The following is a 22,681-nucleotide window of genomic DNA, read 5'->3' on the forward strand; positions in this document are numbered from 1 at the left end:
GTGCAGATCATGAGGCAGGGGGCTCTCCCGGAGGCCTTGTCAGGCTTTGACGCCGTCGCCCGGATCTGGCGCCGCCGCGGCGTGTTCGCCATCGTGGCCGGCGCGATCCTCGCGTTTGCCGCGACCGCGCTCGTCGTGCTGCCGGTGCGCTATCTCGCCACGGCGTCCGTGATCATCGCCGAGCAGGAGCCCGGCGCCAATACGTCGGCGGCGTGGGCGCAGAAGGTCGGTGACCCCGCCGACATGGAAAGCCAGCTGCTGGTGATCCGCTCGCCGCGCCTGCTGCGGCAGATCATGGCGGCGCCTGAAGTCGTCGATGCCGTGGTCGGCGAATGCGAGCGCGGCCGCATGCTCGGTTCGACCGATGCGTGCCAGCGTCTCAAGACCGAGCCGGGCGCCTTCATCGATCACGTCGACAGCCGCTTCAGCATCGCGTCCGCCGGCCGCTCGCGCGTCATCAATATCTCCTATCAGTCGAGCAGCCCCGAAGTGGCGAAGACGCTCGCCAATGCGCTGACGCAGACCTTTCTCGAGGATCAACGCACCGAAGGTGCCAACAGCCGCGAGGTCGCGAGCTCCTGGCTGTGGCAGGAATTGAAGCAGCTCGACCAGCAGTTGCGCGAGTCCGACGACAAGATCCAGAAGTTCCGCCGCACCAAGGGACTGATGCGCGGCGCGACGGCACCGATCTCCTCGGAGCGGCTCACCAGCATCGGCCAGCAACTGTCGCAGGCGGAAGCCGCGCGCGCCGAAGCCGCGGCGCGGCTGCAGGAGATCAAGTCCGAGCAGGAGCGCGGCCCGACCGACGCGCCCTCGGTGCTGCAGAGCCGCACCATCGCCGACCTCAAGCAGCAGCTGACCACGGTCAGCGCGCAACTCGCCAGCGCCGCCGGCGTGCTCGGGCCGAAGCATCCGTCGATTCTGGCACTGACGCGCGAGCAGGCGACGATCCAGCAGCGGCTGGTCGACGAGATGCAGAGCATCGCGGCGAGCGCGCAGAAGACATACGACGCCAACAGCGCGCTGGTGACCTCGCTGAAGAAGCAGATGGAGACGGCGAAGGCGGAGGCCGGCTCGGCCACGCTGGACGAGGCCTCCATCGAGAGCATGGTGCGCGACACCGAGATCAAGCGGCAGCAATATGCCGAGCTCTACAAGAAGGCGAGCGAGCTCGAGACCGAGCGGCGCGTCCTGCGCGGCAGCACGCGTCTCGTCAGTCTCGCCGAGCTGCCGAGCAAGCCGTTCTTCCCGAAGAAGGTCCCGTTCCTTGCGGCTGGACTGACGCTTGCGATCATCTTCGGCGTTGCTGCTGCGCTGCTTGCCGATCAGTTCGGTTCGCGCCCGGTCGAACAGCCCGTGCCCGCTGCGCCGGACGCGCCGCCGCAGCGGGTTGATGCGCCCGATATCGAAGCGGCTCCGGCCATCGTGCCGGAGTTGGCCGAGACGGTCATTGAGTCTCCCGTGGCGGCCGCGGCGCCCGTAGCGACGCCGGAGCGGAAGTCCCATCTTCCGAGCGTCGCCGACGTGTCGATCCTGGCCTGCCTGCCGCGTCTCAAGAGCCTGCGGCAGATGTCGGCGCTGGGCGCCATCCTGCAGGGCCATCAGCCGCTCGCGATTCCCCAGGTCCTGCGCCTCGCCTCCGAGGACACCGAATTCCAGCACACGCTGCATGACCTCGTTCATGAGCTGGGACTGGACCAGCCGGCGCGGCCGCAGCGCATCGCCGTGACGTCTCCGGACGTGGGCGACGGCAAGACGACCACAGCGATTGCGCTGGCGGAGCATCTCGCGGCCGCAGGCCGGCGCGTGCTGCTTGCCGAGTGTGACGTCACGCATGCGTGCTTCGCGCGGGTCATGGCGCTGTCGCCAGGCCAGGGATGGCTGGCTGCGCTGGAGCGCGATGCGCCGCTGGGCGAGGTGGTGCTGCGCACCGCGCATCCTTCGCTCGATGTCCTGCCGGTTGGCACCACCAACGGTCCGGTCGGCGACATCCTCGACGCGATCAGCCTCGATGCCCTGCTCGCCGGTCTCGATGGCTATGACGCCGTCATCGTCGATACGCCGCTGCCTTCGCACCGGGACGACTTCTTGGCGGGCACCGACTGGGTGATCGTCTGCGTGCGCGGCGACCGGTCCTTGATCGAGCCGGCGGTCGCGACGGTGAACAAGAGCAGGGCGCTCGGAGCCGTCAATGTCGGCATCGTCGTCACCATGACCGAAGCCGAGCAGCACAGCTCGCCGGTCATTCAGTCGGCGCCCGTCGCAGCCTACGCCGGGGCCGGATGATGTCGAGCGAACGCGTCCTGTTCGTCGATCACACCGGGCAGATCGGCGGCGCCGAGCTGATCCTGCTCGACGTCGTCCAGGGCCGCAAGGGTTCGTCAGCATTCCTGTTCGAGCAGGGGCCACTCGCCAAGGCGATGGCCGAGCGCGGACTGCCTGTCATCACCTCGCGCTGGGGGCAGGGCCTGACAAACTTCCGCCGCGACAGTTCGTGGCTCAAGGCGCTGCCGCTGTTCGGCCGTCTCGCCGCGATCACCGCCGAGCTCGCGCGGACCGCGCGCGCGCACGACGTCGTCTATGCCAACTCGCAGAAGGCGTTCGTGCTGTCGGCGATCGCCAATCTGGTCGCGCGGCGGCCGCTGATCTGGCATTTGCACGACATCATCAGCCCTGCCCATTTCGGCGCGGTGCAGCGGCGGATGCAGGTCGTCCTGGCCAACCGCTTCGCCGCGAAAGTGATCGTCCCGTCCGAGGCCGCGGCTGCTGCCTTCATCGAGGCCGGAGGCCGGCGCTCTCTCGTCGAGGTCGTACCCAATGGTCTTGCGGTCGAGCCCGTGCCTGCGTCGCGGGAGGAACTGAGGCAACGGCTCGGCCTGCCGTCCGGACCGCTGGTCGGCGTGTTCAGCCGGCTCGCTCAGTGGAAAGGGCAGCATGTCCTGATCGAGGCGCTGGCGAAGCTTCCGGGCGTTCACGGCATCATTGTCGGCGATGCGCTGTTTGGCGAGCAGGACTACGCGGCGCAGCTGACAGGGCTGGTGGCCGATCTCGGCCTCGGCGATCGCATTCATTTCCTCGGTCATCGCAACGACGTGCCGCTGCTGATGCAGTCGGTGGATGCCATGGTGCATCCGTCGATCGATCCCGAGCCGTTCGGCCGGACGCTGGTCGAAGCCATGCTCGCCGGCGTGCCGGTGATCGCGACCGATGCTGGCGCTGCGCCTGATATTCTCGAACACGGCCGGGCTGGCCTGCTCGTGCCGCCTGGTGACGCGCGTGCGCTGGCCGAGGCTTTGGACGCGGTGCTGGCCGAGCCCGAGATCCTGGCGCCTCAGCTCGACTACGCGTCGCGCCGCGCGCGCACCCATTACAGTCTGGCACGCATGCTGGACTCGATCGGGCTGCTGATCCGCAATGTCCATGCGGGAGCGGCGGTGTGAGCACGCTTCTCACATCTGCTCCCGCCGAGCGGCACTGGCACTTGCCCGGCTGGGCCGCTGCTCTGCTGGTGCTGGCCGGAACGGCCGTCGCGGCGAGCGTGCTCGGCGGCGCATCGCGCGCGCTGTTCGTGCTCGGCTGTGGCGGCGTCGGCTGGTATGCGTGGCGGCAAGGACCGGCCGCGCACCTGCAGGCCGCGCTCATCCTGTTCAGTTTCGCGCCGTTCGTGCGGCGCATCGTCGACCTCTCGGCCGGCTATGATCAGCTCGGCCTGATGCTGATCGGCCCGCTCTTCGCCATTCTCGCGCCGGTGTTGTCGCTGTCGAAATTGCTCGAAGACAGACAAGTCCCGGCACGATGGATCTGGCCGCTCGGGATCGTCGCAGCCTGCGTCATTTATGCCGGCCTGCTGTCGCTCACCCAGGCGGACTGGACCAATGCCGCGTCGGGGCCGCTGAAATGGCTGGCACCCTTGCTCTATGCCGCGGTGCTGATGCTGAGTGCCGATCGCCGCGAGCTGATCGATGCGGCGACCACCGCCTTCGTGGTCATCCTCCCCGTCACGGGACTCTACGCGATCTATCAGTATATCGATCCGCCGGATTGGGATCGCTATTGGATGGAGTTCGCGCCGATCATTTCGATCGGCCAGCCCGTCCCCTATGGCGTGCGCTCGTTCAGCACCATGAATGCGCCCGCGGCCTACGCCACCTTCACCGCGGCGGGTCTGCTGCTCATCGCATTCGGTCGCCGCTCCTGGCCGGCGCTGCTGCTGGCGATGCCGGCAGGGCTCGGATTTCTGCTGTCGATGTACCGCACCGCCTGGATCTCACTCGCGGTGGGGCTGCTGTTCTGCCTGCTGTTCGCGGCGACGCGGCGCCGCGCCGGCCTGATCCTCGTCAGCCTCGCCGTCGCCGTGGTGCTGGCTGCGACCTTGACCCCATTCGGCGATGTGGTGGCGGAGCGTTTATCTTCGCTCGGTGAGGGGACGCAGGATGGCAGCGCGCAGGAGCGGCTGCAGGAATTCGTCACGCTGTGGAATCTGCCGGATAGTTCGCTGTTCGGCACCGGCTTCACCATTACCGATGTCGGCGCGGCCGGGGCGATGCCGGTCGACGGCATGATCATCGCGTGCTGGCTCACGATGGGCATCGTCGTCGGCGGCTTCTGCCTGGCGGCATTGTTCTGGTCCATCGGCAATGCGCTCGCTGCGGCCTGGTCCGACCGTTCGTCGGAAGCGGTCATCGTCGGCGCCCTGGCGCTCGGCGCGCTGGTCCAGCTGCCGCTCGCCAACATCACCTCCGGCGAGAACGGCTTCCTGTTCTGGACCTTCGCTGCGCTGCTGGTACCGCCCACTGCGACGGAGGATGCAGCGTGAGCACCTCCGGTCCTTCGCTCAGGCGCTTCAGTGCTCTCCTGATCAGCGGCGCACTCGCGAGCAAGATGCTCGGCTTCGGCCGCGAAGTGCTGATGGCGCATGTGCTCGGCGCCTCGCTGATCGCCGACGGTTTCCGGGCGGCCATGGCGGCCGTGCTCATTCCGCTCGCATTTCTGCAGAACGAGAGCGTGCCGGCGATCATGATCCCGATGCATCGCGAGGCGCTGCAGCGCTCCGATGCGGCGCGCAGCCTTGGCGCGCTGACGATCGTGATCGGTGTGGTGTCGCTGGTCGTGACGGCCGTGATCCTGCTGCTCGGCGAAGTCTGGGTGAACGCGGTCGTCGGCGGCTTCTCGGCGGAAGGGCGTGATCTTACCCTGCATTTCGTGCGCATGATGGCGTTCGGCATGCCTGCCTCGGCGGTTCTCAACGTGCTGGCGGCCGGAGAGATCGCGCTCGGCCGCACGCGGCTGACCAATGTCCGCGCCAGCCTGCTGAACGTCGCCGTGATCGGCGGAATCGGCCTGCTCGTTCTGACCGGCGACGCCTACATGCTCGCCTGCGCCTTCACAGTTGCGTTCAACGGCCTCGCGGCGTGGGGCCTGCTCTCGCTGTGGCGGGAGGGCGAGCTGAGCTTCTCCGGTCTGACGGCCCGCATGGTGATCGACAAGGGCGTCGAGTTCTTCAGGCGGTTGCGCGTGCTGCTGGCGCTGCCGCTGGCCGAGCAGGGCAATGTCTGGATCGAGCGTCTGACCGCGTCGCGCCTGACCACCGGCGCCGTCGCCTCGCTGGACTACGCGCGCTCGCTGACCGAGAGTGCGCTGCTGCTGATCAGCCAGCCGCTCGGCATGGCGGTCTTGTCGCAGCACGCGCCGAGCGATCCGCGTGCACAGACCGAGGCGCTGCTGCGGCCGCTGCTGGCTCTGACGTTGCCGGCCTCGGCGTTCCTGCTGGTGTTCTCGACCGATATCGTGCGGCTGATCTATTTCCGTGGCGCGTTCGGCGACGAAGCGCTGCTGCTGACCTCGCACGCCTTGAAGGGCATTGCCTGCGGCGTCTGGGCGGCGACGCTCGGCTGGATCCTGATCCGCCTGCTCAACGGCGCAGGCCGCAACGGCGTCGCGGCTCTGATCATCGTATCGGCCTATCTCGCCAATATGGGTTTCAATCTGGCGGTGCCGCTGTTCGATCCGTCACCGGCCGCCGGCATGCAGCTGCTTGGCATCGGCGAGGCGATCCGCAGCCTGGTGCTGCTGCTCGGCGTCGTGTTCGTGCTCGGCGACGCGCGCAAGCTGCTGACCGTGATCGGTCTCGCGCTGCTGCCGACCGCGCTGATGGCCGTGCTCGGCCTGATGATCCAGGACGCTGTGCCTGGCCTGCTCGCGCGTCTGTTCGCCGGCGGCATGGCGTATCTGTTCTGCCTCGCCTTCGCGATCGGAATTCTGCTGCCGAGCGCGGTGGGCGCTGCGTTCAGGCATGTGCGCCGCACGTTCAAGATGAAGGGAGAGCTGAGTTGACCTTGTTGGCCCTCGCTGCAGCCAAGGCCATGATGGCCTCCAGTGCGTTCGTTCTTCCGCTCGCCAAGGCCGCCGATCGCGTGCTCGGTCCGCGCGGCTGCTGCCTGACGTTCCATCGCACCGCCCCGTCGGGGCAATGGGAGCGATTGCCCAATCGTGACTTCTACGTCGATGCCGATTTTCTCGATCGCTTTCTCGGCTATGTGCGCGAGCAGGGCTGGGATGTCGTGACCATCGGCGATGCGCTGCGCCGGACGGCGAGCGGCGAGCCGATCGGTCGCTACATCAACTTCTCGATCGATGATTGCTACCGTGATACGTATGAGCTGCTGGTGCCGGTGTTTCGCCGGCACAACGTGCCGGTGACGCTGTTCGTCACGACGGGCATTCCCGATGGCACCTTGCCGTTGTGGGCGGCGGGCCTGGAGGATGCGTTGCTGCACAGGGGTCGCGTCGAGGTGGATGGTGAGTCCATCGGACTATCCAGCTCCGAGCAGCGTCGCGCCGTGTTTGCGCAGATCGCGGCCCGCTGGGACGGCCCGCAAGCCGGCAGCCGCTACGCCGCGTTCTGTGCCGACAATGATATCGACATCGATGCGATGCATTGGAAGCACGCGATCTCCTGGGACATGCTGGATGTGCTGGCGCGCGATCCGCTGGTCGAGATCGGAGCGCACACGGTGTCGCATGCGCGGATCGCGGCGCTGTCCCCGGACGATGCGTTGCACGAGCTGGCAGATGCGCGATTGCGTCTCAATGAACGGCTTGGAATCGACGTCCAGCATTTCGCGTTTCCTTATGGGCGCGCAGCCGATTGCGGCCCGCGTGATTTCGCGCTGGCGCGAGAAGCTGGATTTGCCAGCGCTGCAACGACGCGCAAGGGACTGGTTCATGCCGGGCAGGATGCCTTCTCGATTCCGCGCAACACGATGAATGGCTCGCATCGCTCCCTGGCCGCCATGGAGATGCATCTGACCGGCCTCAGCGGAGCCGCCGCAAGGGTGATGGGCCGTGTCTAGTGGGGGGCGCCTGCGGATCGTCTCGATCGCGCATCCGGCCACCAGCAGCGAGGCCGCTCGGCTGCGCTATCGGCATCTCGCTTCACGGCCGGACGTCGATCTGCATCTCGTGATGCCCGAGGTCTGGAAGGAGTTCGGCCGTACCATCAAGGCGGCGCCCTTCGACGACGGCTTTCCCGTCCATCCCCTGCCGATCCGGCTGCCGGAAGCCGGACCGATGAAATGGTACCTGCATTTCTATCCGGCGCTGCGTCGCCTGCTCCGCGAGCTCGATCCCGACGTCATCCATCTCTGGGAAGAGCCGTGGAGCGTCGTGGCGCTGCAGGCGCAGATGCTGCGCGGCCGCGCGGCGCTGGTGCTCGAGGTCGATCAGAACATCCTGAAACGATTGCCGCCACCGTTCGAGGCGATCCGCAAATTCGTCCTCGGTCGGACCGACAACATTCTATCGCGCAGTCCCGATGCGACGGATGTCGTGCGGGCGCGCGGCTACAAGGGACCGGTGACGCCGATCGGCTATGGCGTCGATCTTGCGACCTTCAAGCCGGCGGATGAGCTGACGATCCGCGATGCGGATGCGCCGCTCCGGCTCGGCTATGTCGGCCGTCTCGTGGTCGAGAAGGGGCTGGACGACGCGCTGGAGGCGCTCGCGCGCAGCAGGTCTGCGGTCAGCTTGAGCATCATGGGCGAGGGTCCGCACGCGGCGGATCTGCGCCGGCGCGTGCTTGAGCTTGGTCTGGGCGATCGCGTCGATATCCAGGGATGGGCCTCGCCCGCCGCGGTCGCGTCGTTCCTGCGCCGCCTGGACGCGCTGCTGCTGTTGACGCGAACCACGAGCGCGGTGCGCGAGCAGTTCGGACGCGTGATCATCGAGGCGCAGGCCTGCGGCATTCCCGTCATCGGCTCGACCTGCGGCGCGATCCCCGATGTCGTCGGCGACGGCGGTTGGATCGTGCCGGAGCAGGATCCGGAGCGGCTGGGCCGGCTGTTCGACGAGCTCGGCGCCGGCCGATCGGAGTTGATGATGCGCGCGCAGGCCGCCCGCGCCAATGTCCTCAAACGTTTTACCTATGATGCCGTTGCGAGCGCGGTCGAGACGGCGTGCCAAGCTGCAGATCAGGCACGCAGGGCATCGCGCGCAGTGGGAATCCAGCCGCTGCAGGCAAATTAGACTTCGGCTGACAGCGGCAGCGCCGGTCGGTGCGCCCCACGCTTCGCCGTATCGATCTGCCTGAGCAGCTCGATATATTTCAGTCCGACCTGATCCCAGCCGTAGCTCTGGGCGGTCGCGCGGGCGCCGTCCTGAAGCCGCTGCATCAGCACGGGATCAGCGAAGGCCGCGTGGATCCTGGCCGCGATGTCATCGGCATCCATCTGGATGCGGAAGCCGTTGATGCCGTCGTGGAGATAATCCTCGATGCCGCCGACCGGCGTCGCGAACACCGGCACCGCGCAGGCCATGGCCTCCATGCAGACCAGCGAGAACGTCTCGTAGCTGGTCGGCAGCACGAACGCGTCCGCAGCCGAATACAGCGCGGGCATGTCGGAGCGTGCGCCGGCGAAGACCAGTCGGGCCTGCGCCTGATGCGCAAGCTTCCTGTAGGGCGCCGGATTGTCCGAGCCGACGACCAGCAGCCAGACGTCGTCGCCCAGCTTTTCCAGGGCACCGACCGCATGCGCCAGTCCTTTGCGGCTGAATTCGTGGCCGACGAACAGCAGCACGCGCGCATGCTCGGGAATGCCGAATTCCTGCCGGATCGCCCGTCCCGCCCGCTCGTCGCGGTGGAAGCGATGGAGATCGATGCCGTTGGAGATGACGTGGATGCGCGAGGCCGGCACGCCGTAGAAGCGCTGCAGCTCCGCCGTCACGCGCTCCGACACGGCAACGAACGCGCGATAGCGCAGGCCGCCGATCATCAGGCGATCGCGCAGGCCGACCCAGAGATGCATCGGATTGAGCAGCCAGCGCCAATTGCCGGCGGCGCGCTTCTCGGCAAGGCTCTGCGCATTCACGGCATGGACGATCAGCACGTCGCCCTTCAGGCTGTCGCCGTGGCTGATCACGACGGCGTTGCGATGGCGCGCCAGCGCCCGCGTTGCTGCCAGCGTGAACAGCGGCACCACGATGGCGCGGCCGATATGCCGGAACAATCCGCGGGTGGGAATGCGTGCGAGCCATGGCACGATCCGCTCGACCCTGATCGACGGTTCGAGATTCTCCGCGACCGTGCTGGCCAGCACGACGTTCGATAAACCATTCCGCCCGAAAACGCGTGCAAGCTCGATCGCGACGGTTTCCACGCCGCCGGCATTGCTTATTTCTTGCACGACCTGGACGATCTCAAAAGTCATCGCGGCAATTTACAGGATCAGACATTGCGAGTTGGTTCCAATCTGGTGGTCGTTAGCACGATGCTGTTAACGATTGGCTTGGCGACTTCGGCCCTCAGCGATGATTTGAACACAGCCACGCTCCCGCTCCGCGATCGCATGGGCGGCGGTAATCTCGTGACGCATCTCGCCGGCAAGAGCACTCAGCTCTACCAGGCCCTTCATGCTGTCGGCGCCAGAATGGGGCGGATGGACTCCTACGGCTGGCGCACGCTGGCGCGGCTGCCGACGCCGCACGATTTCGACGCGGCCATGCTGGAAGCGCACAAGAATGGTGTCACGCCGCTGATCCTGCTCGAATATGAGGGCAGCTACCAAACCCTGAATCCGCCGCAGCCGATCGGATCCTATCAGGACTGGTTCGCCGCCGGACAGGCGATGGCCAAGCGCTTTCGCCCCGGCGGCGAATGGGGGCGGGACAACGGCATTTCCGATTGGGGCGCGACGATCTTCACCGCGATCAACGAGCCCGACGTGCAGGCCTCGATCCCGCGCAAGGACTATCACGATGCGCTGGCGGGCCTGGCCGATGGGGTCCATAGCGTGGATCCCGAGCTGCGCGTCGTGCCCGGCGGCTTCGCCACCTGCAACTCGCATGGCGATGCGACGCTGCGTGGCTATGGGCCTGCGATCGCCGATCTGCTCGAGGACGGACGCCTCGATGGCATCGATCTGCACACCTACTACAATGATCGATGGTATCCGATGACCAGGGGACGCGAGTTCTCGGTGCAGACCTGCTTCGACCGGATCAAGCAGGCCATGGGCCTGAGCCGCGACGTCAAATTCTACTCCACTGAGTTCAACGTGGCGCGGGCCGGGGCCTGGGCGGACGAACAGGTGGCGGCGAAGCTGTTTCTGAGTGCGATCTGGGATCAGCTCGCCGTCGTCGGCAAGGATGGCCGGACACCGGCGACGGTGCTGGCCTTCCCGTGGAATCTCGGCGACACCCCGGATGTCGACGGCCTTGCTTATGCCATGGCCGCAGCCGGGAATCCGTGGGTGCCCGAGGCGCGCAGCCTGGTCCTGAAGACGGTGCTGCAATTGGCCGGCCACATGAAGATCGTCTCGATCGACCGGCGGCTCGCACTGTACACGCTGAGCGGACCGGATGCCGACCTGATCGTGTGGCAGAACATCGCCGGCTGGACCGACCGGCCGGGCCGGGCGGTCGAGATCGAGCTGCCGGCGTGGACGCGCAGCCTCGAGGTCTGGGGCTGGGACGGGCTGCAGCGTCGCATCGACGCCCGGCCCGGCCGTTTCTTCGTCGACGACCTCGACGCCGACCAGACTTACATGTTTCGCGTACCGCGGCCGTAAGGCGGCTCGCGCATCCCGTTAACTCAAAAGTAAGGCCAGCACGACGTGGTTCACTGCTGTCTGACCTTTTTACGATAATTGCAGCCATGACAAATCCGCCGCGTGATCAGCGCGGGCGTCGAAGCTTCATCGGGTGATCCTGGAATGCAGCCGATCAAAAAGGCTGAGGTTGCGAATGACGGGCTTGCGCCGGCCCAACCCGCTCCTGGCGTGCGCATTCGCGAGATCAGGACGGCGGACCTTGCCGCAGTGGCTGCACTGCTCACGCGCGGATTTGCCTTTCGCAGCGAGGCGTACTGGTTGCGCGGGCTCGAGCGTCACGCGGCGCGGCCGCGGCCGCCCGGCTTTCCGACATTCGGCTATTGTCTCGATCAAGGCGGCGTACCGGTCGGGGTGATCCTGCTGCTGTTCTCCGAAGTCCAAGCCGGCGGTGAACCGATCGTCAGGGCCAATGTGTCGAGCTGGTATGTCGAGCCGGCCTTCCGCAGTTTCAGCTCGATGCTGGTGCGCGCGGCGACGCGCGACAAGACCGTGACCTATTTCAACATCACACCTGCGCCGCACACTTGGCCACAGGTCGAAGCGCAGGGCTTTTCGGTGTATTGCCGCGGCCAGATCTACGCCGCCCTGGCGCTGTCACGCGCGCGGCCGAACGTGACGGTCGAGCCGTTCGCGGACGACAATGTGTCCGGCCTGTCCGCGTATGAGGCCGATCTGCTGCGCCGGCATGCGGACTGGGGCTGCCTGAGCATGGTCGCGCGCGAGGCGGGTGTGGGCCATCCGTTCGTGTTTCAGAAGCATCGTGTGAAGAACCTGCTGCCGGTCTATCGTCTGTTGTATTGCCGCGACGTCGCCGACGTCACCCGGCTCGCCGGCAACATCGGGCGTTTCCTGCTCCGGCGCGGCGGCGTCCTGGTGCGGCTCGATGCCAACGAGCCCATGGCGGGCCTGGTCGGCTGGTACTCGGACAAGCGCGGCCGAAAATATGCCAAAGGCCCGCATCCGCCTGATCTCGGCGATCTCGCTTTCACCGAGGCTGCGCTGTTCGATCGGTGAAGAAGACGCGGCAGCAAGCCCGATGTGATGTCGTGCCGGTCACTCGTGACGGACGAAATAGCGGAAGCCGTGCTGCTTGATGAGTTCGTCGCGCTTGGCCGATTCGAGATCCTCTCGCATCATCTCGCGCACCAGCTCCTCGAACGTGGTTCGCGGCTCCCAGCCGAGCTTCTGCTTGGCCTTCGATGGATCGCCCAGCAGGGTCGCCACCTCGGTCGGTCGGAAATAGCGCGGATCGATCGATACGAGGCATTTGCCGGTCGCGGCATCATAGCCCTTCTCGTCGACGCCGCTGCCCTTCCACTCCAATGCGAGGCCGATTTCGGCGGCTGCCAGATTGACGAAATCGCGCACGGAGTGTTGCACGCCGGTGGCAATGACGTAGTCCTCGGCCTCATCCTGCTGCAGCATCAGCCATTGCATCTCGACATAATCTCGTGCGTGACCCCAATCGCGCATCGCGTCGAGATTGCCGAGATAGAGATGGTCCTGGAGCTTGAGGTGGATACGCGCCAGCGCGCGCGTGATCTTGCGGGTGACGAACGTCTCGCCCCTGACCGGGGACTCGTGATTGAAGAGAATGCCGTTGCAGGCGTAGATGCCGTAGGCCTCGCGATAGTTCACCGTGATCCAGTAGGCGTACAGCTTCGCCACGGCGTAGGGTGAGCGCGGGTAGAACGGCGTGGTCTCCCGCTGCGGGACTTCCTGTACCAGCCCATACAGCTCCGATGTCGAAGCCTGATAGAACCGGGTCTCCTTCTCGAGGCCGACGATGCGGATGGCTTCGAGCAGTCGCAGCGTTCCCAATGCATCGGAATTGGCCGTGTACTCCGGCTCCTCGAACGACACGGCGACATGGCTCTGGGCCGCAAGATTGTAGATCTCGTGCGGCCGGACTTCGCCGACGATGCGAATGAGGCTGGAGGAGTCCGTCAGGTCTCCATAATGCAGGCGGAACGGCGGGTCCGGCTCGTGAGGATCGAGGTAGAGGTGATCGATGCGATCGGTATTGAACAGGGAGGTGCGCCGCTTGATGCCGTGGACCTCGTAGCCCTTGCTCAGCAACAATTCGGCGAGGTAGGCGCCATCCTGACCGGTGACTCCGGTGATAAGTGCCCGCTTCCTGGTCATCAAAAATCGGAACCCCTCAATGTACTGCAGCGGCGCATGATATCCTGCCGCCCGCTGCGAAACCAGCTTGGTTCCCGTCGTTGACGCCAATTGGTGCCAGCGCGAGATCCGGCCGGTCAATCTGCAGATAACCCGCATGTGCGCCGCCGACGGGGCTTCGGCGAGCCGGTCCGGGGGTGCCTGGCCTCGTAGCCGTGTATGAGCGTGGGCGGCGGGGCGGTCTGTCCCCGGATATTGCACCACGGCCGGGCTTCGGCATCCGCGTGCTTTCCCGTATTCCTGCTCCGTGACGGCCGACACAGTCCCATAGGCCCAGCATGGCCCATTCTCGCCGGCAACGGAGGAGATGATCCATGGTTTACATTTTCGATCTGGCGCTGGCGGCAGCGCTGCTGTTCTTTCTGTTCCTGCCGATCACCGATCGCAGGACGGTCATGATGCGGCTCGGCATGATGCTGGCCGTTGTCCTCCTGTTCGCCGTGACGTTTGCCGTGCCGCGCGGCGCAGGGGCGGCCGCCCCGGCGGCGCAGGCGCTGCTGCTGATCGGAAACTGATCCGCGGCGATGTCACGTTCCAATGAGAAAGCCGTGGGCGGGCTCATCGCGCTGTCGGAGCAGCCGTGATTGGCAGCACGTCCCTCATCGTGTAGCACCGGTTGAACGCTACGCCACACGCAGAGGTTCGGATGCCCGCTCTTGCCCATGCGCTGCTTGCCGCTCTCAAGGATCACGGCGCCCGCGAGATCTTCGGGATTCCCGGTGACTTCGTGCTGCCGCTGTTCAAGGTCATCGAGGACAGCAACATCCTGCCGAACGTCACGCTGAGCCATGAGCCGGCGGTCGGCTTCGCCGCCGATGCGGCCGCGCGATATCATGGCGGCCTCGGCGTCGCCGTTGTCACCTATGGCGCCGGTGCGTTCAATGTCGTCAATGCCGTTGCGGGCGCCTATGCCGAGCGCTCGCCGGTCGTGGTGATCGCGGGCGCGCCCGGCGCGCGCGAGCGCGTCTCCGGGTTCCTGCTGCATCACCAGGCGCGCACCGTCGACACGCAACTTGCCGTGTTCAAGGAGATCACCTGCGACCAGGCCGTGCTCAGCGATCCCGCCACAGCTGCGGCGCAGATCGCGCGCGTGCTGCGCAGCGCGAAGGAGATGTCGCTGCCGGTCTATCTCGAATTCCCGCGCGACATGGTGGACGCCGAGATCGAGCCGGTGGTGCCGCTGTCGCCGCGGGCCGCCAACCGGGAGGCGCTCGATGAATGCGTCGACGAGATCCTTGCCCGCATCGCGCGGGCAGAGCGTCCGGTGATCGTCGTCGACGTCGAGATTCGCCGCTACGGCGTCGAGGACAGGATCGCGGCGCTCGCGCGCAAGCTGGGCCTGCCGCTGGTCACGACCTTCATGGGACGCGGCCTGCTCGATCGCGCCGACGACGTCGTCGCCGGCACCTATCTCGGCGCGGCCGGCAATCCGGAGATCACCCGGCTGGTCGAGGATGCCGACCTCGTGCTGATGCTGGGCGTCATTCTGTCGGACACCAATTTCGCGCTGTCGAACCGCGCGCCGGATCCGCGCCGCATGATCCTCGCCGCCAGCCGCGAGGTGCAGATCGGCCATCACGCCTATCGCGACATGCCGCTCGGCGATCTGATCGATGCGCTGGACCAGCGCGCCACGCCGCGGGCCGCTGCGCCCGGCCTGCCGCGGCAACGCGCGGTCTATCCGCGCGGCCTCCCAGCCGATGGCCAGCCCATTGCGCCGTCGGATATCGCGACCGCCATCAACGACATGTTCGACCGCTACGGTCGGATGCCGATGACGTCGGACATCGGAGACTGCCTGTTCACGGCGATGGAGATCGACAACACGGCGCTGGCGGCGCCCGGCTATTACGCCGGAATGGGCTTCGGCGTGCCGGCCGGCATCGGCGTGGCCGCGACCGGGCTGCGGCCGCTGATCCTGGTGGGTGACGGTGCGTTCCAGATGACCGGCTGGGAGCTTGGCAACTGCCGCCGCTACGGGCTCGATCCGATCGTCGTGCTGTTCAATAATTGCAGCTGGGAGATGTTGCGCGTGTTCCAGCCGGAGTCGCGCTTCAACGATCTCGATGATTGGCACTATGCCGATATCGCCAACTCCATCGGCGGGACGGGCGAGCGTGTCACCACCCGCGGCGAACTCGTTGCGGCGCTCGAGCGCGCGGTGCAGCGGCGCGGACGGTTCTCGCTGATCGAGGTGATGCTGCCGCGTGGCAAGACCTCCGACACCCTGGCGCGCTTTGTCAAAGGGTTCAAATCGGCGCGCGAGCGCATGACCAAGGGATGAGCATACAGGCGTGAGTGAGTTCGGCGCGGGCTTTTCGGCTCCCGTCATCAAGACCGCGGGAGCCGTATTGGCCGCGCCGGCTCACGCGATCCAGACATGCCGGTCTATTGCAGGGCCTTCTCGTGCGCGGCCAGCCCGACCGCCTTGTAGTCATAGGTCGGATAGAACTCGGTGCGGTACGCGCCCCACGCCGTGTTCTCGAGGATGCGGTTGACCTCGCGCAGGCGCGGTGCCGGCACGCGAAGCGTGACGACTTGGCCGATTCCCATCATCACGTACCAGCTCACGACCTCGATGCCGGCCGGCGGAAACGATTTGTAGTAGCCCTGCCGCTCGAGCTGCGCATTGAGTTCGCCCAGCGGCCTTGACTGGTCGTGCTTGAGGAAGACGGTCAGCAGCACCGCATTGTCCGCCGTCGGCGCCGCCGCCGTGTCGGCCGCGTTCTGTGCGCCACTGTCCGAGTTCACGAGCGCGGCGGATGCCAGCACCAACGCAACCAGCAGGATCCTGCTCGCTCTCACATCAGCCTCCCGTCGTTTCCATCGCTTCAGATACCCTGCCGCATCATCGGCGGAGCGACATGCCGTGTAAATTCACCGCGGAAAGGAAATGGCGCAAGGACGAGCCAGGTTCCTGCGGTGGCGGCGGAGGGAGCGATAGCCGGGGATGGTCGGGCCGGGATTCACGTGCGGCGGGAGCCATCGCGCATGTGCTTTCGCCTCCGCTTTTTGAGCCACGGCTGACGCGGATACAGCCTTCGCGACCGCTGGCGGCCATGGAGCGCCGGCGCCGGCCGTCAGCCGGTCGCCGAGCGCAGCGCCGTCTTGATCGCGTCGCGGCCTTTCCAGGCGAAATAGGTGAGGCGGTCGCCGAGCGAGCGGTGGCTACGCAGCCGGTTCGAGCCGAGCACGTGCCCGACCTCTTCCGGAAATCGCTTGACCTCGGCCTCAACCATGTTGGCGGTGTTGGTCATGATCGCGTTCAGGCGATTGCCCCAGTCGGAATCCTCCAGGCGGTCAATGCGGACCTGGATGGCATATTCGATGTCATAGATGCTGGCGAGGATTTCCTTGGCCGTCACGACGCGGTTGTTCTTCAGGGCAATCCGAAGCGCCAGCCGCTTGTCCTCCAGCAGGTCGAGCACCATCGGGACCGTCATTGCGTAGGGCGCCGTGATGACGTCGGCGACGTTCTTCGAGCGCGCTGCCTTGGTCGCCAGTCGCATCACCTGCCACGGCTCCTTCAGGCGTTTGGCGACCAGCGTCAACGCAAACGGCACGGCATCCGGCTGCTTCTTGCGCAGCCCGTCGAGCAGCAGCACCATCTTCTTGACCTGCGGGTCGTCGAATTCCGCGATCCGGTCCGGCAGCGAATCGGCGAACTTCGCGAGTTCATCGCGGGCGCGCAGCGCCTTCAGCAGCTTGACGACGTCGTCGAACACGGATGGGGACGCCGTGTAGGCCTTGAGCTTGCTGCGTACCTGCTCGACGCCCTCGGGCCTCGCCAGCGTGCCTTCCAGCGACTTCGTCACCTTGGTCTGAAACGTGCTCGCGGTCTGACGGATCTCGCGCTGCTTGTCCGCCGCAATCAGCTCCTTCATCTGCGAATTGTAGTCGCGGGCCATCGTCGGAAGCAGGTCGCGCGAAATCCACTCCCAGATCGGGGTCAGCGAGCCGCGGGCGATGCGGCCCTCATTGTTGTGCTCCGGCGAGCCGTCGACGAGAAGCTGCTCGATCGGCATGAAGAAGAAGCGCGATGGATTGGCGGTGCGATGACCGCCCACGCCGTCCTTGCGGATCTCGGCGCGCAGGCGGGCCTGCAGGTCGGCCGTTCCCGGCATGTCGACGCCGCTCAGCTCCAGCCGCTCGAGCTCGCTGAGCAGACAGCTCCGCGTCAACGGCGACAACCGCTGCAGGAATTCCCAGATCCGATCGACCGGTCCCATTGGCGTCTGGCTGTCAGTTCAAGGTTTAGATCGCTCGTCTCCGTGGACGAGAACGGAGGGCATCGAAGCACGAAACAGTTGGTGCCAAATTAATATCCGTAAATAATCGAAGAAATGCACTGCGGCGTGGACAGCCCCCGTCCAATCGGCCCGCCGACGCCGCCCATGCCGGCGGAGGTTAACTTTTCCGCGCCGCAACTTCTGAGGGAATTTATCGACGTTTGCGCGAGTTTCTGGAGAAATCCCGTATTGCTACGGATCGTGATGTTAACCATGTTAAAGCCGAGGCCACGTCACAATGAGGCATGGCACAGCTAGGCACCAGCCTTTCCGACGATCGCACTCTCCCCCTTTCGGGCGGTCCAAAGGTTAACGACCTCGCCCTTGCGGCGGCTCGTCAAGACAAGCTCGTGCCAACCGCGGCGGGGCGTTGCGACGATCGCGACACGCTTGCGCTGGCGCGCCAGCTGAACGGGTCCCTCACCGCCCTGATGCTCTACATGGGCGAAATCAAACAGCGCAGCGACGAGATCGCCAGGACGCCCGCCGAGCGCCGGCACGTGCAGATGGTCGTGGACAACGCGCTGCTGCAGACCGAGCGGGTCTGTGCGCTGGTGAACCAGATGTCCGGCGCGCGGGGGCAGTTCGCTCCGACGGCTCACGACCAGGGCGGCGCTCCGCTCGCGCGCCCGGGCCGGGCCTGCAAGTCGCTCACCCCGCGCGAAAGCGAAGTGCTCAAGCTGATCAGCGAGGGCCACTCGAACAAGGAAGGCGCCTTGCGCATGGGCATCAGCCCGCGCACCTTCGAGAGCCACCGCGCCGAGGCCATGCGCAAGCTCGGCGCACGCAACACTGCCGAACTGGTCCGCGCAGCGCTGCTCAACCAGATCGGCTGATCTCGGAGGAGCGCGCAAGTCGCGTCCGCTTTGGAGCCTCGATCATTCTGAAAAGAAAGGCCGGATGACCTGAGCGTCCGGTCAGCTCGGTGCGATCCGCTGATCGGAACGCCGGCTGCCATGCGGTCAGAAGTAGTCCTCTGCGAAAGGGCGGACCCGGGAGGCTGGACGCAGCGGGGCCTGCGCCTTGGGGGCTGTCGGCACGATCGTGATGGTCCAGCGCGGCGGCACGCTCGCTTCCTTCTCCATCACTGAACGGACGTGGCCGGTGATCGTCGATCCGCCGGACTTCACGGTCGCGGTGCGGCCATTGAACTGCGCAATTCGGAAACGCCTGACTTCCTTCTGGTCGGCGGTTTCAAAAGTAAACATGGGACACATCTCCTATGTGGCCCGCACTGTCGCAGCTCATGATTAGTTGATTGTGAAAATCGTGAGCCGTAGAAGTACGGCGTCAACCTATTGTAAGGGAATATGAAGATCGCGTTCTGCGAATCCCTGGCCGTGAACGTGTCGTTTGCCAAGTTGGCCGGTGCTGATGACCTTTTGTGACAGCCGGACGCGGCCACCGCGGTGACGAAGGCTGCAGAGGGCCGCGTGCGATGGCGGCCGCAAGCAGAAGACCGGACTGGCTCGCGCGCAGTTGGCAGCGGCGCCGACGTCAGTATTGCAGCTCCTGGGCCCGCGCGGCGGAGTACGCTGCGTCGATCTGCTCGAGCAGCTCGGAATATTCTTTGGTCGACAGCCGCGGCGCGCTCTTTTCCAGCGCGAGCGCATAGGTCGCGAGCCGCCGGTACCCGAAGGTTCCGGCCGCGCTTTTCAGCGAATGCGCCTCCCGGCCGATTTTGATCCGCTCGTTGTCGAGGGAGAGCTTGCGGAACAGCTTCAGCCGCGCGTCCGTCTCGCTGAAGAACACGTCGCGGATCTCCTGCGCCGCCTCGTCGCCGATCTCGCCGACCAGCTCAGCATAGGCCTCCCGATCCAGCGCGGGTTCGGGAGCGATCTCCGCATCGGCCGAGAGCTCGGCCGTCCGGACGCTCTGTTCGGCCGGCACCAGTGGCGCGACGTCGGAGGCGACCGTCTCCATGACCGGCGTAGGCGAGGGCAGCACGCGCAGGATCGCTTCCACGAGCGCCTTCTTGCGAGCCGGCTTGACGACGAAGTCGTTCATCCCGGCCTCGCGACAGGCTCTGATGTCCTCCATGAAGGCATTCGCGGTGAACGCGATGATCGGGACGTTGGAGCGGCGTTCGCCGCGCGCGCGAATCGTCCGCGTTGCCTGGAAGCCGTCCATCTCCGGCATCCGGACATCCATCAGGATCAGGTCGTAGTTGAAGCGGCTGGCGGCAGTCACGGCCTCGGCGCCGTCGCAGGCGGTATCGGTCTGGATCTCGAAATCCTTGAGCATCTTGGTGGCCACGAGCCGGTTGGTCGGATTGTCGTCGACCACCAGCACGCGCAGGGGCCGGCCGAACGCCGCGATCCGGCTCTGCAGCGAGGAATAGATGCTGTCGTCGTTCTGCTCGGGCACCGCCACGGTCTCGGCGATCGGCAGCGTCAGGCGGAAGGAGAAGGTCGAGCCCTTGCCGAGGGCCGAGGTGACCTTGATCTCGCCTCCCATCTGTTCGGTGAGACGCTTGCAGATCGCAAGGCCCAGTCCTGAGCCGCCGAAGCGTCGGTTGATCGAATTGTCGGCCTGCACGAAGTTCGCGAACAGCGAGCCGATCTTGTCCGCCGCGATGCCGATACCGGTGTCGGTCACGCTCCATTCGACGGTTGCCTTGGCGTCATCCTTCTCGATGCAGCGCGTGGTGACGACGACGTCCCCGGACGACGTGAACTTGACTGCGTTGGAAACCAGGTTGAGCAGGATCTGGCGGATGCGGCCGGCGTCTCCGACCAGCGCCGGCGGCACCGTCGGATCGCTGACGTTGCGCAGCTTCAGGTCCTTGGCGGACGCTCGCGGCCCGATGATGCTCAGCGTGTTGTGGACCAGGGCTTCGGCCGAGAATGCGATGTCCTCCAGCGAGAGCTGACCGGATTCGAGCTTGGAGAAGTCGAGAATGTCGTTGAGGATCTCGAGCAGATTGTCGCCGGCATTGTGGATCGCGACCACCGAGCGGCGCTGCTCGGGATCGAGATTGGTCTCGAGCAGGGTGGTGGCGAGGCCGAGCACCGCGTTCATCGGCGTGCGGATCTCGTGGCTCATCATGGCGACGAAGGTCGATTTCGCGGCGTTGGCGGCCTCCGCCGCTTCGATCAGATGTTCGTGGCGCTGCCACCAGCGCGAGATCAGGACCGCCGCTGCGATGACCGCCATCGCGCTCATCAGCGACGTGATGACGAGCAGCGTGGCCATGGCGCGCCAGGCCTTCAGGACGTGCTGCTCGGGCACCGACACGACCATCATCGCAGGGTAGTTCGGGAGCATTTTCGCCGCCCGCAGCCGCATCTCGCCCGTCCGTGCGGAGGGCTCGCGCAGCACGCCGCCGGCCGACAGCGCGCGTTGTCCGAAGCCGGAGGTCGATTTGCCGATTTCGCTGGTCGGTGGGAAATGCGCCAGCAGCGTGCCATCCTCGCGGATCAGCGACACCGCGGCTTCGAGGCCGAGCGAGGTAGAGCCGAAAAAGTTCTCGAGGTAGGGCACGGACATGGCGCCGAGCATCATGCCCATGAACTCGCCGTTGGAGTCATCCAGCCTCCGGGCGAAATAGATGTTCCAGGTGCCGTCGCCACGGTTCTGCACCGGTGCGCTGACGAAGGTCTGTAGCGCCGGATCAACCTTCAGTGCCTTGAAGTAGTCGCGGTCCGAGATGTTGACGTCGGGGATCGGCCAATAGCGTGAGAAGTTCAGCAGCTTGCCCTGGGCGTCGATCAGCGTCACCGCATCGATCTGCGGCAGCCCGGCGATCTTCTCCTTCAGCAGCAGATGCGTCTGGTAATCGGATGCGACCTTGCGATACGCCGCAGCGTCGATGGCGCCGCCGCGCGCCAGATAATCGCGGACGCTCGATAGCACGAGGTCGACGGACTTGACCGAGCGGTCGGCGTTCTCGGCCAGCGTCAGGCTGTGGCGGCTGAGGTCTTCCTCGGCATGCTGAAGCGCGTTTTCGCGCAGGTTGGTCAGGAAGAACAGATTGCTGCCGGCGATCACGCAGATGAGGATGAGCGCGATCGCGGCAGGTGCACCCAGGAAACGTGTCTTGTTGCTCATCGTCCGCTACCAGCCCGCCGCCCTGACCAGCCTCTGACGATCGGTATCTTGGGCGATCTGCTTCAGCGTCTCTCGCAGCAGCGTCAGGTTGATCGGCTTCGCGAAGGGCGGATAGACGTTCAGGTCCAGAAAGTTGCCGATGCGAACCAAGGCGTAGAGCGCGTCCTCCTCGGAGGCGCTGATGATCAGCACGGGAGCACGGAATTTCAGCTCCGCGAGGCGCTCGAGGACCTCGGTACCGGAGCGCTCCCCGAGCGAGAGATCCAGCGTGACGCAGTCGAAGTGCCGCTTTTGCAGGATGATGGAGGCGGCATCGACCGAGCTGACGCCGGTGGTGTTGAAGCCGGCCTGGGCCGCGATCTTCCGTAAGATAGAAAGATGCACATCGGCATCTTCGATCACGAGGAGTTCGTTGCGCATGAATTCCCTGTCCCGTTGCCACCCTGGCGGGGTCGTCGGCAAGCAGGAACATGTCTAGCGGCCGGCTCTGACCCCCTCGTAAATTTTGGTTTCCGTACAACTACGGAATGAGGAGCGCCCGTGGCCCGTCGTCCCATTGGACGTCACTGGAGTGGGCCCAGAACAAGAAAACGGCCGGACACCGGTCCGGCCGTTGCGCAAAGCAATCTCGGGGAGCGACGCTACTCGGCGGGGCCGAACACCGCTTCCATCTTGGTCTTGAGAGTCGCCGCGTTGAATGGCTTGACGATGTAGTTGCTCACGCCGGCCTTCTTGGCGGCGATGACGTTCTCGGTTTTGGATTCGGCCGTGATCATGATGAAGGGCGTCTTCGACAGCTCCGGGCTGGCGCGCACCTCGCGCAGCAGGTCGTAGCCGGTCATCGGCTCCATGTTCCAGTCGGAGATCACGAGACCATACTTCTTCGCCTGCATCTTGGAGAGCGCGGCCGATCCGTCGCTGGCGTCGTCGACGTTCTCGAATCCGAGCTGCTTCAGCAGGTTGCGGATGATCCGGATCATAGTGGCGTAGTCATCGACCACCAGGATCGGCATCGACAGATCAAAGGCCATGTCATTAACTCCGCGCGTTTGG

At 65.7% G+C, this 22,681-nt stretch carries 19 protein-coding genes; 11 read left to right on the forward strand and 8 right to left on the reverse strand.

Features of this window, described 5'->3' with window-relative positions; all coding sequences use genetic code 11:
* The first annotated feature begins 9 nt into the window (after positions 1 to 9).
* Genes S58_RS02320 through S58_RS02345 form a run of 6 tightly spaced genes read left to right on the forward strand, consistent with a single transcriptional unit; the run spans position 10 to position 8,523 of the window.
* On the forward strand, positions 10 to 2,286 hold the full coding sequence (locus tag S58_RS02320) for a GumC family protein (RefSeq protein ID WP_042340498.1): 2,277 nt from the start codon (positions 10 to 12) through the stop codon (positions 2,284 to 2,286).
* Positions 2,283 to 3,440 (forward strand): glycosyltransferase family 4 protein, encoded by a 1,158-nt coding sequence (locus tag S58_RS02325; protein WP_015663622.1) that lies wholly within the window; start codon positions 2,283 to 2,285, stop codon positions 3,438 to 3,440. Before S58_RS02320 ends, S58_RS02325 begins: the two co-directional genes overlap by 4 nt.
* On the forward strand, positions 3,437 to 4,816 hold the full coding sequence (locus S58_RS02330) for an O-antigen ligase family protein (RefSeq protein ID WP_015663623.1): 1,380 nt from the start codon (positions 3,437 to 3,439) through the stop codon (positions 4,814 to 4,816). Before S58_RS02325 ends, S58_RS02330 begins: the two co-directional genes overlap by 4 nt.
* Complete coding sequence (locus S58_RS02335; RefSeq protein WP_015663624.1) at positions 4,813 to 6,333, forward strand: lipid II flippase MurJ; 1,521 nt, start codon at positions 4,813 to 4,815, stop codon at positions 6,331 to 6,333. The genes S58_RS02330 and S58_RS02335 overlap by 4 nt, the downstream gene beginning before the upstream one ends.
* The gene (locus S58_RS02340; protein ID WP_015663625.1) at positions 6,330 to 7,352 is read left to right on the forward strand and encodes a polysaccharide deacetylase family protein; all 1,023 of its coding nucleotides are present in this window, start codon (positions 6,330 to 6,332) and stop codon (positions 7,350 to 7,352) included. Before S58_RS02335 ends, S58_RS02340 begins: the two co-directional genes overlap by 4 nt.
* Complete coding sequence (locus tag S58_RS02345; RefSeq protein ID WP_015663626.1) at positions 7,345 to 8,523, forward strand: glycosyltransferase; 1,179 nt, start codon at positions 7,345 to 7,347, stop codon at positions 8,521 to 8,523. Before S58_RS02340 ends, S58_RS02345 begins: the two co-directional genes overlap by 8 nt.
* On the opposite strand, the gene S58_RS02350 is transcribed toward S58_RS02345, so the two are convergent.
* Positions 8,520 to 9,704 carry a glycosyltransferase family 4 protein gene (locus S58_RS02350; RefSeq protein ID WP_015663627.1) on the reverse strand — a complete coding sequence of 395 codons (1,185 nt, stop codon included), beginning with the start codon at positions 9,702 to 9,704 and terminating at the stop codon, positions 8,520 to 8,522. The two genes, S58_RS02345 and S58_RS02350, sit on opposite strands and share 4 nt — an antisense overlap.
* Positions 9,705 to 9,842: 138 nt before the next feature.
* Here S58_RS02350 and S58_RS02355 point away from each other — a divergent pair, with 138 nt between their 5' ends.
* Positions 9,843 to 11,063: a hypothetical protein gene (locus tag S58_RS02355; protein ID WP_015663628.1), complete on the forward strand. Its 1,221-nt coding sequence runs from the start codon at positions 9,843 to 9,845 to the stop codon at positions 11,061 to 11,063.
* Between the two features lie 144 nt (positions 11,064 to 11,207).
* Positions 11,208 to 12,119, forward strand: coding sequence for a hypothetical protein (locus S58_RS02360; protein ID WP_015663629.1), 912 nt, complete (start codon positions 11,208 to 11,210; stop codon positions 12,117 to 12,119).
* A gap of 39 nt (positions 12,120 to 12,158) precedes the next feature.
* Here S58_RS02360 and gmd read toward each other — a convergent pair whose 3' ends face one another.
* The gene (gene gmd, locus S58_RS02365; protein ID WP_015663630.1) at positions 12,159 to 13,250 is read right to left on the reverse strand and encodes a GDP-mannose 4,6-dehydratase; all 1,092 of its coding nucleotides are present in this window, start codon (positions 13,248 to 13,250) and stop codon (positions 12,159 to 12,161) included.
* A 353-nt stretch (positions 13,251 to 13,603) separates the two neighbouring features.
* On the opposite strand from gmd, the gene S58_RS02370 reads away from it, so the two are divergent.
* Both S58_RS02370 and ipdC read left to right on the forward strand, forming a co-directional pair.
* Positions 13,604 to 13,804 carry a hypothetical protein gene (locus S58_RS02370; RefSeq protein ID WP_015663631.1) on the forward strand — a complete coding sequence of 67 codons (201 nt, stop codon included), beginning with the start codon at positions 13,604 to 13,606 and terminating at the stop codon, positions 13,802 to 13,804.
* Between the two features lie 131 nt (positions 13,805 to 13,935).
* Positions 13,936 to 15,573, forward strand: a complete 1,638-nt coding sequence (gene ipdC / locus S58_RS02375; protein ID WP_015663632.1) for an indolepyruvate/phenylpyruvate decarboxylase — start codon at positions 13,936 to 13,938, stop codon at positions 15,571 to 15,573.
* A gap of 104 nt (positions 15,574 to 15,677) precedes the next feature.
* On the opposite strand, the gene S58_RS02380 is transcribed toward ipdC, so the two are convergent.
* Positions 15,678 to 16,058 carry a hypothetical protein gene (locus S58_RS02380; RefSeq protein ID WP_144058468.1) on the reverse strand — a complete coding sequence of 127 codons (381 nt, stop codon included), beginning with the start codon at positions 16,056 to 16,058 and terminating at the stop codon, positions 15,678 to 15,680.
* Between the two features lie 311 nt (positions 16,059 to 16,369).
* Positions 16,370 to 17,518: a hypothetical protein gene (locus S58_RS02385; RefSeq protein WP_015663634.1), complete on the reverse strand. Its 1,149-nt coding sequence runs from the start codon at positions 17,516 to 17,518 to the stop codon at positions 16,370 to 16,372.
* 305 nt (positions 17,519 to 17,823) lie between these two features.
* Here S58_RS02385 and S58_RS02390 point away from each other — a divergent pair, with 305 nt between their 5' ends.
* Positions 17,824 to 18,414, forward strand: a complete 591-nt coding sequence (locus S58_RS02390) for a helix-turn-helix domain-containing protein (protein WP_015663635.1) — start codon at positions 17,824 to 17,826, stop codon at positions 18,412 to 18,414.
* Positions 18,415 to 18,540: 126 nt separating this feature from the next.
* Here S58_RS02390 and S58_RS02395 read toward each other — a convergent pair whose 3' ends face one another.
* From S58_RS02395 to S58_RS02410, 4 genes are all read right to left on the reverse strand, one after another.
* Entirely contained in the window at positions 18,541 to 18,786 is a 246-nt protein-coding gene (locus S58_RS02395; RefSeq protein ID WP_015663636.1) for a hypothetical protein, read from the reverse strand.
* Between the two features lie 289 nt (positions 18,787 to 19,075).
* Entirely contained in the window at positions 19,076 to 21,628 is a 2,553-nt protein-coding gene (locus S58_RS02400; RefSeq protein ID WP_015663637.1) for a hybrid sensor histidine kinase/response regulator, read from the reverse strand.
* Positions 21,629 to 21,634: 6 nt separating this feature from the next.
* Complete coding sequence (locus S58_RS02405) at positions 21,635 to 22,048, reverse strand: response regulator (RefSeq protein WP_015663638.1); 414 nt, start codon at positions 22,046 to 22,048, stop codon at positions 21,635 to 21,637.
* Positions 22,049 to 22,269: 221 nt separating this feature from the next.
* Positions 22,270 to 22,659 carry a response regulator gene (locus tag S58_RS02410; protein ID WP_008968243.1) on the reverse strand — a complete coding sequence of 130 codons (390 nt, stop codon included), beginning with the start codon at positions 22,657 to 22,659 and terminating at the stop codon, positions 22,270 to 22,272.
* Positions 22,660 to 22,681: the final 22 nt, after the last annotated feature.

This window comes from Bradyrhizobium oligotrophicum S58, from assembly GCF_000344805.1.
In the GTDB taxonomy this organism is placed as follows: Bacteria; Pseudomonadota; Alphaproteobacteria; order Rhizobiales; family Xanthobacteraceae; genus Bradyrhizobium; species Bradyrhizobium oligotrophicum.